The 15,685-nt window shown below is 66.8% G+C and carries 1 protein-coding gene; it reads right to left on the bottom strand.

Annotated features, from left to right (window positions below; translation table 11 throughout):
- Positions 1–6 precede the first annotated feature (6 nt).
- On the bottom strand, positions 7–15,685 hold a 15,679-nt coding region (locus VM621_RS12965; RefSeq protein WP_325469385.1), incomplete at its 5' end, for a non-ribosomal peptide synthetase.

Below are 15,685 nucleotides of genomic sequence, written 5' to 3'. Positions count from 1 at the left end.
GGGCGGTCATTGGTTGACGGACCATTCGATCTTCCGTGCGTGGCCTTGCAGCCTGCCGGCGATATCCCGGGCCAGTTTCTCGATGTAAGGCGGCCTCACGATGGACAGATGGCTTCCTCCGATGCGTGCCACGCGCAGATGCTTGCCGAGTATGTCGTTCCAGCCCAGCGTCAGGTCCTCGCCCTCGGCGCGATCGGCAGCGAAGAACGTCACCGCGGCTTTCGCCGGTGGCGCCCGATAATCGTCCGCCGCTTTTGCGCTGGCCCGATAGAGCGCCAGCGTGCGCCTGACCTGGTCCGGCTCGAGGTGGTTCGGGATCAACGCCTCGCGCTGGCACACGGCGAGCATCGCCTCGAGGTCGCCGCGGCCTGCGATGGCCATCAGCTCGTCGAACGCGGGATGCAGGCGCGCATCGGCGACGTGATTGACGTCGATGATCCACGTCAACAGCGCCCTGCATGCGTCGGACTTGACGGGATGCTCGGCCAGCTGACGCGCGCGCATCGAGGGGCTGCCGGTATCGATCATGCCGACGAAATGGACGGCCTTGCCGGCGGTCAGCAGGCGATGGGCTATCTCGTACGCGATCATGCCGCCCAGCGACCAGCCCGCGAGGAAGTACGGCCCTGACGGCTGTACCTGGCGTATGGCGTCGAGGTAGGCCGTCGCCAGTTCGTCCATGCTTGCCCGCGGTGTCTCGCCGACGTCGAGCCCGCTTGCGGCAAGGCCGTAAACCGGCTGGTCGGCGTCCAGATGCTGGGCCAGGTCGAAGGCGAACTGCACGCCACCGCCGATCGCGTGGATGAGGAACAGTGGATTGGATGTTCCGCTCCGGCGGATGGGCACCAGGTTGGGGTGAAGCTCCGAGGTCTTGCTCGAATCGACGAAGCTGGCCAGCGCGCCAAGCGTCGGGTAGGAGAAGAGGTCGCGCAGCTCCAGGTCGGTGACCTTTCGCTTGCGCAGCTGCGAGACCAGTTGCGTGGCCAGAAGCGAGTGCCCGCCGAGTTCGAAGAAGTCGTCGGTGACGCCGACCCGGTCGACTTTCAGCACCTCGGCCCAGACCGCCGCGAGCGCCTTCTCCGTGGCCGAGCGCGGGGCGACGTAGCCTGCTTCGCCCTGGGCCATCTCCGGCGCCGGCAAGGCCTTGCGATCCACCTTGCCGTTGCTCGTCAACGGCATCGCGTCCAGTACGACGAAATACTCCGGCACCATGTAGTCCGGCAGGGTTTGCAACAAGCCGATACGCAGGGCGGTCGCTTGTGGAATCGCCCGGCCGTCGTGGGCGACCAGATAGGCCACCAGGCGGGCCACGCCGCGTTCGTCCGGCCGTGCCAGCACCACCACGTCACGTACCGGGTCCATGGCCGCGAGGGTCGATTCGATCTCGCCCAGCTCGATGCGCAGGCCACGGATCTTGACCTGATGGTCGCTGCGTCCGAGGTATTCGATGGTGCCGTCCGGCAGGTAACGCGCGAGGTCGCCCGACAGGTACATCCGGGCGCCTGGCGTGGCGCTGAACGGATTCGGGATGAAGGTCTGCGCGGTGAGCTCCGGACGATTGATGTAGCCGCGCGCCAGACCGATACCGGCGATGTAAAGATGCCCGACCACGCCGACCGGCACGGGGTTGAGCGACTCGTCCAGGATGTGGATCTGGATGTTCGCGATCGGCATGCCGATCGGTACGCTGCCCAGCGTGCTGTCCTTGCTGCACGGCCAATAGGTGACATCGACCGAGGCCTCGGTGGGTCCGTACAGGTTATGCAAGGCCACATGGTCCCAGGTGGCGAAGAAACGCTGTTGCAGTTCGAGCGGCAGCGCCTGCCCGCTGCACATGACCTGGCGCAAGGAAGCGCCGCTACCGGCTTCCAGTTCGTTGAGGAAGACCTCGAGCATGGGCGGCACGAAATGCGCGGTGGTGATGCGCTCGGCATCGATGAGGCCGGCCAGATAGGCGACGTCCTGGTGGCCGCCGGGTTTGGCGACCACCAGCGTCGCGCCTTCGATCAACGGCCAGAAGAACTCCCAGACCGATACATCGAAGCTGAAAGGCGTTTTCTGCAGGACGCGGTCGACCGGCGTCAACGGATAGGCCTCCTGCATCCACTGCAGCCGGTTCACGATGCCTTGCTGGTCGATGCCGACGCCCTTGGGCTTGCCGGTCGAACCCGACGTGTAGATCACGTAGGCAAGGTTCGACGGTTGCGTCGCGTTGATCGGGTTGCCTGCTTCGTAGCCGGCCAGGGAGCCGGCCTCGCTGTCCAGCGCGAACACGGGCAGACCTGCGACCATGGGCACCAGGTCGCGAAGATGCTGCTGTGTCAGGATCGCGGCGGGCCGTGCGTCCGCAACGATGGTGGCCAGGCGGTCCGACGGATAGGTCGGATCGAGCGGCACGTACGCACCGCCCGCCTTGAGAATGCCGTACAAGCCGACGATCATCTCCAGCGAACGTTCGGTGCACAGCCCGACCAGCACGTCCGGACCCACGCCGAGCGAACGCAGGTGGCGTGCGAGGCGGTTGGACCGCGCATTCAGCTCCGCATACGTCAGCGAAGTGCCTTCATACGTCACCGCGACGCGGCCGGGATCGCGCGCCACCTGCACCTCGAAGAGCTGGTGCAACGTCTGCGTCGCCGTGCCGACGTTCGGGTAGACCCTGGCGGTATCGTTGAAGGCGTATAGCAGCTGCCGCCGCTCGGCGACACCCAGCATGGACAGCTCGCCCACGGCACGTTCCGGCTCATCGACGATCGACTGCAGCAGATGGGTGAAGTGACCGGCCATGCGCTTGATCGTGCTGGCGTCGAACAGGTCGGTGTTGTATTCGAACGAGCCGTGCAGGCCCTGCTTGTCCTCGGTGAGGGTCAGCGTGATATCGAACTTGGCCGACACGCATTCGTGCGGCACCAGCTCCAGCTGCAGACCGGGCAAGGCGAGGTTCATCGGCGCGTTCTGCAGCACCAGCATGACCTGGAACAGGGGCGAGTAACTGGTATGGCGCTCGGGCTGCACCGCGCCGACCAGCTGCTCGAACTGCACGTCCTGGTGCGTGTAGGCATCCAGCGTGTTCGCCCGCACTTGCCTGAGCAGATCGGTGAAACCGCGACCGAGGTCGACCTGGGTACGCAGCACCAGGGTGTTCACGAACAGGCCGATCAGCTCCTCGATGTCGCTGCGATTGCGATTGGCGATGGGCGTACCGACACAGATGTCGCTCTGTCCCGAATAACGCGCGAGCAGGATGTTGAACGCCGCGCACAACGTCATGAACAGGGTGGCCTGGGTCTTCCGGCTCAGCTGCTGGAGCCGGGCGGCGAGTTCGGCGGGGATGGCGTAGGTCAGCGCGGCGCCATCCTGCGTCTGCATCGGCGGCCGCGGGCGGTCCGTGGGCAGGGTCAACAGGGTGGGACTGCCGGCCAGTTGCCGCTTCCAGTAGTCGAGCTGGCGATCGAGCACATCGCCGCTGAGCCACTGCCGTTGCCAGCTGGCGAAGTCCACGTAGCGCATCGGCAGCTCGGACAAGGAGGGTGGCGCGCCGAGTGCACGCGTGGCGTAGAGCGTGCCCAGTTCCTTCACGAAGATGCCCATGGACCAGCCGTCGGAGACGATGTGATGCATGGTGAGCAGCAGCAGGTGTTCTCCCTCGGCCAGTTGCAGCAGGCTTCCGCGGACAAGCGGACCCCGCTGGAGATCGAACGGCGTGCGTGCCTCGTCGAGCATCAGCCAGCGCGTTTTGACATCGCGCTCCGTCTGCGACAGCGCGCGCAGGTCGTGCAGGAGCAGGGCCAGGTCGAGACGCTCGGCGATCCGCTGTGCGGGCGTGCCGTCCACGCTTTCGAAGGTCGCGCGCAAGGCGTCGTGACGGCCGACGACATCGTTCAACGCGCCCTGCAGCGCGTCGACATCGAGCTTACCCTTCAGCCGCACGGCGGCCGGAATGTTATAGGTCGGGCTGTGGCCTTCCAACTGGTCCAGGAACCACAGACGCTGCTGGGCGAAGGACAGCGGATACACCGCGTCCTGTGCGTGCCTGTCGACCGCTGCGGGACGGGCCTGCTCGGGCGAAAGGTTCGGCTCCGGTGCGATCGACCTCATGCGTTCGACCAGCGCCGTCACCGTCGGTGCTTCAAACACGGCACTCACCGGCAGGTCGACGCCGAACGTCGCGCGAAGTCGGGCGACGAGTTGCGTGGCCAGCAGGGAATGGCCACCGAGCTCGAAGAAATCGTCGTCGGCGGCGACCGAGGGGCGGCCGAGCAGGTCCTGCCAGATCCTGGCCACGATCGCGATCCGGTCCGCGGGCGCGACGTCCGCCGGCGCCGGAGCGATAGCGTCCGCCCCAGCCGCCGCCAGGAGCGCGGGCGACGTCGGCGCCGGATAGCGGACGTCCGTCCAGTAACGCTCACCGGCGAACGGATAGGTCGGCAGGCTGACCCGCCGGGGCTGGACCCTGCCGGAGGTCGCCAGGTGTCCGGCGCCGTACAACACCTGCCAGTCGAACGCGAAGCCCTTGACCCACAGGTCGAGCAGCTTGCCGAACTTGCCCTTGCCGACCCAGGCCTGCACGGCCGCCTGCATGTCTTCATCGTCGGACAGCATCGAGAACGCATTGCGCTTTGCCTGGCCACGGTAGACGTCCTCGATGTCCGTCGTACCGTTCGCGAGCGAGGCCAGCTTCTGCCGGAGTTCATCGAGGGACTCGACCACCAGCGCGAGCCTCTCCTCCATCGCTTCGCGCCCCACCTGCAGGGTATAGGCGACGTTCGCCAGCGTCATGTCCCCACCGAGGCCGGCCGGGGCGATCGCGGCCAGAAGCTGTTCCACCCGCGACTGCAGGCGATCCGGCGTGCGCGCGGACAGCACGATCATGACCGGCCCCTGGCTGCCCTGCCCCTCCGCCACGCCGGCATGCGCCGGCGCAATGTATTCCTCGATCACCACGTGCGCATTCGCGCCACCGGCACCAAACGAGGAGACGCCGGCGATCCTCGGCAACTCGCGCCGTTGGCCGTCGATCTCCAGCATGGGACGCTGCCACGGCGTCGAGGTCTGTTGCACGAAGAACGGCGTGTCGGCAAAGCGGATGTTGGGATTGGTCGCACCCGCGTGCAGGCTGGCAACCAGGGTGTGGTGCTTCATCTGCATGAGCACCTTGCTCACCCCGACGAAACCGCTCGCGCTCTCGCTGTGGCCGATATTGGATTTTGCCGAGCCGATGGCGCAGAACTGCCTGTCCGAGGTCCAGTGGCGGAACGCGCGGGACAGCCCGGCGATCTCGATCGGATCGCCCAGGCTGCTCCCCGTGCCTTGTGCTTCCACGTAGCTGACCGAACGTGCGTCCACGCCTGCCTTGCGCAGCGCGTCGGTGACCAGACTGGCTTGCAGCTGCGGGCTGGGAACCATGTAGCTGTTGGTCTTGCCCCCCGAGTTGATCGCGCTGCCCTTGATCACGCCGTAGATGTGGTCGCCATCCGCCACGGCCCGGTGCAAGGGCTTGAGCAGCATCGCGCCGACCGCTTCGGCATCGACGAACCCGTCGCCATCCGCGGCGAAGGATTTGCAGCGGTCGTCGCTGGCGAGCATGTTCATCGAGGCCAGGTCGATCAGCTGGGTCGGCGCGACGATCAGGTTCACGCCGCCCGCCACGGCGACGTCGCTATCGCCGCTGCGCAGACTCTCGATCGCCAGGTGCACCGCCGTCAACGACGACGAGCACGCGGTATCCACCGCCAGGCTCGGCCCCTGGAAGTTGTAGAGATGGGAAACGCGGTTGGCGACCGACCAGAACCGCGCGCCGGTGGCGTAGTGCTCGTTGGTGATGCCGACGAACAGGCCGACCTTGCGGCTCGCGCTCAGGTTCGCCGCCGTGTACCCGGCGTCTTCGATGGTCGCATGAACTTCCTGCATGAACAGGCGTTCCTGTGGACTCATCAGCTGCGCCTCGCGCGGCGTGATGTTGAAGAACAGCCGGTCGAAGGTGTCGATGTCGTCGAGCAGCCCTGCCCACTTCGTATACGTCTTGCCGGGTTGGTTCTTCTCGGCGTCGAAGTAGCGGTCGTGATCCCACCGGTCCGACGGCACTTCGACGACCATGTTCCGGCCTTCGACCAGGTTCGCCCAGAACTGGTCGACGTTCGCCGCACCGGGGTAGCGCCCGGACAGGCCGACGATCGCGACGTCGAACCCCGCCTGGACCGCCGGCGCGCTGGCCACCGTGGCTGTCGCGCGGACCACGGCAGGGTCTTCCCCGCGCGCCGTGGCGAGCGCGGGGGCCTCGCGCGTGGCTGCCAGTGCGGCGACCGTGGGCAGCATGCCCGTCCAGCGCATCAAGGCATCGGCATCGCTGCCGATGAAGTGGTCGACCAGGCCATCGATATCCCTGTGCTCGAAGAACACGGTCGTACTGACCTTGTCCTCGCCAAATACCTCGCGCAGGCCGTTCGTCAGCTCCATCACGAGGAGGGAATCGATGCCGTACTCGTCGAAGCCGATGTTTGCCTGCACGGCATCCAACGGAAGCGACAACGCGCGGCTTACCATTTTTCGGAACTGCAGGATGCTCTTTTCACGCAACGGCTTGTTCGAGGTGATGCCCGTGAGATCGCTCATAGCTGGAGTCGTCCGCTCAGTGGTCAGTCCGTGGGTCGGTTTGGGATGAAAAACGCGCAAGCTGAATTGCCCGAAGCGAACGCAGACCGCACCGGTCTCGTCGCAAAGGTCGATATCGAGTTTCTGTACGGCATCGCCAGGCGACGAGCCAGGGCTGTACCGGACGATCGCCCACATGTGCTCCGTGCACGGCGACAACACGTCAAGCGTCTTCAGGGCAAACGGCAGGGCCAGCGCGATGTCTTCCGCGCCGGTGGTGGCGATCTGCAGTCCCAAGGTCGCTTGCAGGGCCGCGTCCATGAGGCTGGGGTGCAAGGTGTACTGCTCGAGAGAGCCAGCGACCGAGCGAGGGAGTTCGATCCTTGCCAGCACCTGGCCCTGCCCCACGAAGAGCTCGGCCAGGCCACGGAAAGCCGGGCCATAGTCCAGGCCCTTGCTGTCGAACACGGCGTAGCACTGCGCCGCGTCCAAATGCACCACGGCGCACTGCGCGCGGGTGGCGGCAAGGTCATGGCGGGGAACCGGCACGCCCTCGCGCGCCGCGTGCGCCGAGACCACCACCGTTCCCCGGCCACACACGGCCGAGTGGCCGGCGGCGGCATCGGCGATCTCATAGTGCATCGCCTCGTCGGCCCCGGCTCGCAGACCCACGTGAAGCTCTACGCCGGCCGCGCCCGCCACCACCGGTCGGGCCCAGACCACGTCGCTCAACGACAGGACCGGCACCTGCGGCAGCGCTTCACGCGCGGCGGCAAGCGCCATCTCCAGCTGCGCCACGCCGGGCAGGACGCGCATACCTCCCACCCGGTGGTCGGCGAAGAAGAACTCTTCGCCGTCGAAGCGGCTGCTGAAGCGCACGCCCGTAGCATCGGACCTGTCGTGCTGTAGCAGCGGATGGCGGGCATCTGCCGTCGCCGCCACGATGCCCCTCGCCATGCCTACCCAACGCATCATCGCCTGTGCTTGGGTCGCGACGAAATGCGTCGCCAGCGCATCGATGCTCGGATACTCGAAGAACAAGGTGGTGGTGACCGCGTCCTCCAGCCCGATCTCCGCGAAGGCCTCGCGCAGCTGGTTGGTGAGCTCCAAAACGAGGATGGAATCCACCCCGTAGCGATCGAGGCCGGCCCTAGTATCGATATCCGCCAGCGGCATCTTCAGTGCCCGCCCGATCAAGCCCTTGATCCGCAGACGGCACTTTTCCAGCAACACGCCCTCCGACGAGTCCGCCATGCCAGCGCCCCGATCGTCCTCTGCCCCCCGCTCCTGTGCCCCCCGCTCCTGTGGCAGCTGCTCCTGTGGCAGCTGCCCCTGTGGGAGCCGCTTCAGCGGCGATAGCTCCTGCACCCGCTCCTGTGGGAGCCGCTTCAGCGGCGATAGCCCCTCCTCCACCGCCTGCCACACCACCCCATCACTCTCCGCCACGATCACCTGCTGCCCCAGGGCATGGGCCGATGCCGCGGGGAACGACACATGCCGGTAGCCTTCCTCGCGCAACACGGATTCCCAGCGCGAAGGTGCAAGGCTCGGGCACCCCGGTATGCGCAGCGCCTCATCCTCGTACAGCCACCAGCCATCCAGCAGGCCGAAGGTCAGGTGCGCCCAAAGCTCGCAGCTGCTCAGTTCGTTGAGCATGAGCAGGCCGTGCGTGCGCAGGATCGCCTTGGCATGGCGGAGGCTTTCGCGGATATCGCGCGTCGCATGCAGCACGTTGGTCGCGATGACCAGGTCGTAGCTGCCTGCCTCCACGCCCTGGCCATCCGGCGCACGTGCGATATCCAGCAGCTGATAGGTGAGGTAGGGATACAGCGGTCCATACTTCCGCTCGGCATGGAGCAGGAACGCACGCGACAGGTCGGTGTAGCAGTACTCGGCCACATGCGCCGCATACGGTGCCAGCCGCGCCATGATCCGTGCGCTGGTCCCACCGGTGCCCGCGCCGATCTCGAGAATCCGCACACGTGCTTCGGGATCCTGTCGCAGGCGCGCGGCCACGAACGCCACCACCTGGTCGCACAGCACATCGTTGAAGTGATCGGCGACGGCATTGCCCTGGTAGATCCCCTCGACCAGATGCATCGACGAGTCCGGAAACATCACGCTCGTCGCCGGCACGCTGCCGCGAAGAACGGCCGGCAACGCATGCAACATGTTGTCGACCAGATTCACCTGTGCGCGACGCACGTGGCCAGGTGTCGTCCAGGCAACCTTGCCCTGCTCCCATTCGGCCCAGGCAGCATCCAGCGCCCGTCCGCCACGACCTGCGCCCTCGGCGTCCGCCTGCGCGATCCAGTGAAGGCTATGCGCGAGCCACCGGGCATAGGCAGGCTGCAGACCCGATGTGTCGTTAACATCGGTGAAGCCCGATGCCTCGAGTTCACCGCGCAGGATCGCCAACGCCAGGCGGTCGATCTGCCGCTTGTCGTCGGCCAGTCGCGCGACATCGAGCGACAACGTCGTGGAGGAAGGCTCGGCAGCCAGTGCCTTGGCCAGTGACTCGTACGCAGGCGGCGCGTGGCTCACCTGCGTCGTGCCGATCGATGCACCGAACTCGCCTTGCGCAACGCCGGTCACCGTCTTGAGGAAGCCCAGCTGCGGCAAGGGCGAGCGGAGCAGCTGCTCGATGGCGCGCATGCCGTCGGCCGCCCCGATCGAGCCGATGCCTTGCCGGGCCATGCGGTCGCGGTATCCGGGCGAAGCGACGGCGCCGACATCGCCCCAGTAACCCCAGTTCATGACCTTCACCGGATACGGCAACCGAGAGGCGAGCTGCAAGCCGTAGGCGTCCTTGAACGCGCAGCCGGCCGCGTAGTTGCCCTGCCCCGCCGCCCTGGTGAAGCTGAGCATGGAGGAGAAGAACAACAGGAAGTCCAGCGGCAACGCGCCGAACACCTGCGACAACCTCACGCTGACGTCCACCTTGGCGGCCAGTCCGGCGCGCAGGCGCGCCTCGTCCATCTGGACAAGGCTCTTGTCCAGCAAGGCGATCGCTGCGTGCACCACACCGTGGATGGCCGGAAAACACGCAAGCACCTGGTCTCGCGCGCGTTCCAGCGCCGTCCTGTCCGTCGCGTCGGCAACGATGTACATCGGCATCGGGCCGAATGTGCCCAGGCGTGCCTGCGCACGCTCGATCGCCTCATCGCGCTCGCGTCGGCCGATCCAGACCATCTGCGCCCGGTGGGTGCGGATCATGTGTTCGCTCCACGCCTGGCCGATACCGCCCGCACCGCCGACGACGACGTACACACCGCCCTGTCGGTACACGGGTGCGGCCGGCGGCTCCATCGCCGTGACCACCGGCAGCAACGTCTGCCGGAACCACTGGCCGGCGCGCCATGCGAGTGCGTCGGCGCGTCGATCGAAAGGCAGCCGCAGCAGCTGTTCCATCGGCCAGGATGCCGCCGAAGGCATGTCGAGCACTCGCCAGGACCAGCGAGGGAATTCCTTGGCTACCACGCCCAGGAAGCCGTGTACGGCGGCGTGGGTCGGCAGCAAGGCATCGCCACGATGGACGGCCTGGGTCTGCCGGGTGAGGACGGTCCAGTGCAGCGGGCGTTCGTCGTAGCCGAGCGCGAGCAAGGCCTTGAGCAGGCGGAAGCCCAGCACCACGCCTTCCTGCTGACCCGAGATCAGGCCTTCATCGTCGCTGCCTGTTTCCGGCGTCGGCGGCATCCACACCACATGATCGATCGGGCCAAGCGCGCGTAGACCGGCTTCGATGTCCGCGATGCCGGCACTCGCGGGCAGCGGCAGCAACGCGGCGGCGGGGAAGATGGCTTGCCACGCCGTTTGCTCTTGCACCGTGCCGCCGAGAATGACGAGACGTTCCGCCGGACGCGAGACGGCTGCGTCGAGCGACGGGGTGACGACGTCCCAGATGGGCGTGAGGTAGGTGGCGTGCTCGTCGGTGCCAGGCACCGAGGCCTCGGCATGGACCCAGTAGCGGTCGCGTGCGAAGGGATACGTCGGCAGGCTGATGCGACGGGGGCGTGCGCCGACGTAGAGCGTCTGCCCGTCGAAGGTCCCGCCCGCGAGCCAGGCATCGAGCATTCGGCGTCGCTCGTCCGGTTCGGGGCGGGCCGCTACGGGCTCACCCGCGACGATCGCGGACAGCTGCTGGCGCAGTTCGTCGAGCGACCCGACGATCACGCCGAGCCTCGCTTCCATCGCTTCGCGCCCTACCTGCAACGTATACGCGAGGTCGTGCAAGGCGATGCCGGCTGCCTGCGGCGACGCGAGGAACGCGAGCAGCGAACTCACCTGTTCGCGCAGGCGATGTTCGTTGCGCGCGGACAGAAGCACGATAGCCGGGCCATCGATCACCGGAGCCACGGCGGTGGCGGGCAGGTATTCCTCGAGGACCACATGCGCGTTGACACCACCGAAGCCGAACGAACTCACGCCGGCACGACGTGGCAGCGGCCTGCCATCGTCATCGTGCATGGCGGTCCAGTCCCGTGTCTGCTGAACCACGTAGAAGGGACTGCCGACGAGGTCGATATACGGGTTGAGTTCCTCGCTGTGCAGGCTCTTGACCAGGGTCCGGTGGCGCATCTGCAGCAGGACCTTGATCACGCCCGCGACGCCGGCGGCGAGTTCCAGATGACCGATGTTGGTCTTCACCGAACCGAGGCCACAATGCGACGAGGCGACGGCAGCGCCGTCCGTGCTGGCGTACATCGCCTGGAACGCCGCCTTCAACCCGTTGATCTCGACCGGATCGCCCAGTGGCGTCCCCGTACCGTGCGCCTCGATGTACGTCACGGTGCGTGGGTCGATCCCGGCCTGTTCATGCGCCTTCCTGACCACCGCAGCCTGTGCCGTCGGATTCGGCGCGGTGAGCGAATTCGCATGGCCACCGTGGTTCTCCGCGACGCCGCGGACGACACCATGGATGTGGTCGCCGTCGCGCTCGGCATCGGCCAGTCGCTTCAGGACCAGCATCGCGACGCCTTCGCCGCGGACATACCCGTTCGCTGTGCGGGAGAAGGTCTTGCAACGACCGTCCTCGCTGAGCATGCCGGCCTGGTTGAAGCTGATGTGCGGCTCCGGGGTCACGATCGTGTTCACACCGCCGACGACGGCGACTGTCGCGTCACCGTTGCGGATCGCCATGACGCCGCGCCGCAGGGCGACCAGCGAGCTGGAGCATGCGGTCTCCACCGGTTCGCTCGGTCCGTGCCAGTCCAGCAGATAGCTGATCCGATTGGGTCCGACCGACGGAACGCCACCGGTCGAGGCATGTGCTTCGCCGCCGCGACCGGCGCGGTTCACCAGGGTGCCGTAGCCGGTCGCGCCGGTGCCGACATAGATCGCCGTGTCGCTACCCGACAGCGCCGGGCCGGCGTAGCCGGCGTCTTCGAGCGCCTTCCACACGTGGATCATCATCAGCCGCTGCTGGGGATCCATGAGTTCGGCTTCTTTCGGTGAAATACCGAAGAACAGGGGGTCGAACTCGTCGATGCCGTCGATGAAACCGCCCCAGCCGATCCGGGTCAGGTTTCGGTCCCAGCGGTCCGCGGGTATTTCGCCGATGCAGTCCCTGCCCTCGCGCAGGTTTTCCCAGAACGCCGCGATGTCGCGCGCCTGCGGAAAGTGGCCGCTCATGCCGATGATGGCGATCGGTTCGTGGGCGTCGTTCGGCCGCGATGCCGGAGCGGGAGCAGCCCCGGATCGAGGCTGGGCCGTTTCCGCCGTCGCCTGCATCGCGTCGGCAAACCGATCGGCAAGCGCGTCGCGGTGGTCACGGAGCAGGTGGTCGGCAAGCCCGTCCAGCGTCGGGTACTCGAAGAACAACGTCGGTGCGAGGCGCAGCTGGTATCGCTGGTTCAATGCGTTGCTCAACTCGGTCAGCGAGACCGAGTCGAAACCGTACTCACTGAACGTCGTGCCGCCATCGAGGTCGGCGGGCCTGACCTTGATCAGGGACGACACCAGGGTCACGAGGTCGTTCCTGAGCGATTCCTCGAGCGTGGCCTGGGAGATCGCGGAAGACGGCTGAGCCGCCGCGACGTGCCGCGACGCCGCAGGCGCGGGGCCGGCCGCGATCGCCTGGCGAAGTCGCACCGCGTCACCGGCGACCACAAGGACCTGGTTCGACGCGTTAGCCAACGCCTGGTGCAGCGCGAGGATGCCTTCTTCGGTGGCCATCGCATGCATGCCCATTTGCTGCACCATCATGGCGCGCGTCGCGGCATCCACCTGCATGCCGCCTTCGTCCCACAAGGGCCAGTTGATCGACAGCGTGCGCCCGTGGCGACGACCCAGCTTCACCTGTTCCGCGCGATGGTGGGCGAACGCGTCCATGAAGCCGTTCGCAGCGGCATAGTCGGCCTGCCCCACGCTTCCCATCACCGATGCGATGGACGAGAAGCAGACGAAGCAGTCGAGCCGGATGTCGCGGCTCGCCTCGTCGAGATGAACGGTGCCGTCGACCTTGGCGGCGAGTACCTCCAGCAGTTCCTCATGGGTCTTCGCGACCAGGAAGCTATCGCGGATGACGCCCGCACTATGGATGATGCCGTCGAGGCTCTCGAATTCTTCCGGAATCCCGCGGACCAGTTCGGTGATGGCGGCTTCGTCGGCCACGTCGACCGCGTGGTAACGAACCGTGGCACCCAGGGCTTCGAGCGGGCGGATGCGCGCCCTGATCGCTTCATCCATTGGCGAGCGCCCGGTCAGGATGAGCACGGGATGCTCAGCCTGTCGTGCGATATCGCGGGCGACGATCATCCCCAGGCCGCCGACACCGCCGGTGATCAGGTAAACGCCGTGGGCCTTCCACGGCAATGCCCCGGCGGCGGCGTCCGCGCATTCCACCCACTGCGCTACCTGCCGCTCGCCGCCGACATAACGGACGTGCGCGTCGTCGCCTGCGAGGTTCTCGCGCAGCGCCTGCACGATGTCCTGCCCCGTTTCGACGGCAAGGACCTGGCCGACGATGCGCGAGCTCTCCTGCGCGGCGGTACGCAGCATGCCGCCCAGTCCGGCCAGCACGCCGGCCGCTCCGTCACGCGGGACGACCACCTGGACCCGATGCTTGCCAGGCGCACCCGCCAGCGAGCGCAACTGGTCGAGCAAGGTGGCAGCGATGGATGCGTACTGCGTTGTGACGTCGGCACCCCATGCCATGACGATGCACCGCGCGTCGGGGAACATGGCCGCGATGCGTTTTGAATCGATGTCCTCGCCGCCGGCGACGAGCACGACATGCCCCTCCGGACCGCCCGTCGCATGGGTCGGCGCCGGCGGACGTTGCGACGTCCACACCGGTTGCCATGACAGCGTCGCTATCGGCCCTGTCGGTTCGGCCACTCGCGCAACCGGAGGCATCACGACCTCCGTGCCGACCGGTACCCAGTAGCGCTCGCGGGCAAACGGATAGGTCGGCAGGCTGATACGGCGAGGACGCTCGGCGCCGTACAGGCCGTTCCAGTCAACCGCCAGCCCCTTCACCCAGCCGTCGAGCAACTTGCCGAACTTGCCCTTCGTCACCCACGCCTCGACGATGGCGGCGACATCGTCGTCGCCGGCGAAGACCGCCAGCGCTTCCCTGCTGCGTTTCGCCTGGCCCCGGTAGAGGCTGACGCGGGTTGCACCGCCGGCCAGATAACCTGTCAGCGCCTCGCGCAGTTCGTCCAGCGAGTCCACCTGCACGGCGAGACGTTCGTCCATCGCGTCGCGTCCTACCTGTAGCGTGTAGGCGAGATCGGCGAGTGCCATGTCCCCGGCCTCGGCGAGTGCCGAGAGGAGCTGTCGCACCTGCTCGTGAAGGCGCTCTTCGCTGCGAGCGGAGAGCACGATCAACGCCGGACCCGATGCGACGAACGTCGCTACCGGCGCAAGGTACTCCTCGATCACCACGTGGGCATTCGCCCCACCCGCACCGAACGAGGAAATACCGGCTATACGCGACCCGACCGCGGGCTTCGGCCACGGGGCCAGCTCCTGCTGCACCACGAAAGGCGTCTGGTCGAAATCGATGTTGGGATTGAGCACACGCGAATGCAGGCTCGGCACCAGTTGCCCGTGCTTCATCTGCAGCAGGACCTTGGTCACGCCGGCGATACCGGCCGCGCTTTCGCAGTGGCCGATGTTCGACTTGGCCGAACCGATCGCGCAGAACCTCGTGTCCTGGGTCCAGTGGCGAAACGCCTTCGACAGGCCGGCGATCTCGATCGGATCGCCCAGGCTGGTGCCCGTGCCGTGGGCTTCGATGTAGCTCACCGCCCGCGCGTCGATGCCACTCTTGCGCAGCGCCCGCTCGACCACCCTGGCCTGCGCGTTCGGATTGGGCACGGTATAGCCGTTGGTCTTTCCCCCGTGGTTCACCGCCGTGGCCTTGATCACACCGTAGACGTGGTCGCCATCGTCGATCGCCTGGGCCAGCGGCTTCAACAGCACCGAACCCACGCCCTCGCCCGGTACGTAGCCTTCGCCGCCCTCGCCGAAGCTCTCGCAGCGACCCTTGCCGGAAATGAACTTGCCCTGGGCGAGCATGAGGTACTTGTTCGGATGGACCGACACGTTCACGCCGCCGGCGATCGCCACGGCGCAATCGCCGCGCTGCAGGCTCTGGCAGGCCAGGTGAATCGCCGTGAGCGACGACGAGCACATGGTGTCCAGCGCCATGCTCGGGCCGTTGAAATCGAACACATAGGAGATGCGGTTGGCGATGGACGCCGGGCTGCCGGGCATGGCGATGAACCGACCGCGCGCCTGCTCCTGCGCGCCATAAAGCTGATATTCCTCATACATCACGCCAACGAACACGCCGACGTCACCCTCGTCGGCCACGTTGTCGCGCGTGTAGCCGGCGTCTTCCAGCGTCGCGTGCACGCATTCGAGGAACAAGCGCTCCTGCGGGTCCATCAGCTCCGCTTCGCGCGGGGAGATATTGAAGAACAGCGGATCGAACAGGTCCACGCCGTCGATGAAGCCGCCCCACTTGCCGTAGGTCTTGCCCGCCTTGCTGCGGTCTTCGTCGAAGTAGAGGGTGTGGTCCCAGCGCTCGGACGGAATCTCCGTGATGCTGTCCTTGCCCTGGCTGAGGTTCGCCCAGAATTCCTCG

It is taken from the genome of Luteibacter sp. (assembly GCF_035539195.1).
GTDB lineage: Bacteria > Pseudomonadota > Gammaproteobacteria > Xanthomonadales > Rhodanobacteraceae > Luteibacter.
The sequence above is the reverse complement of the archived record's forward strand: the minus strand, read 5'-3'. Positions and strand labels throughout refer to the sequence as shown.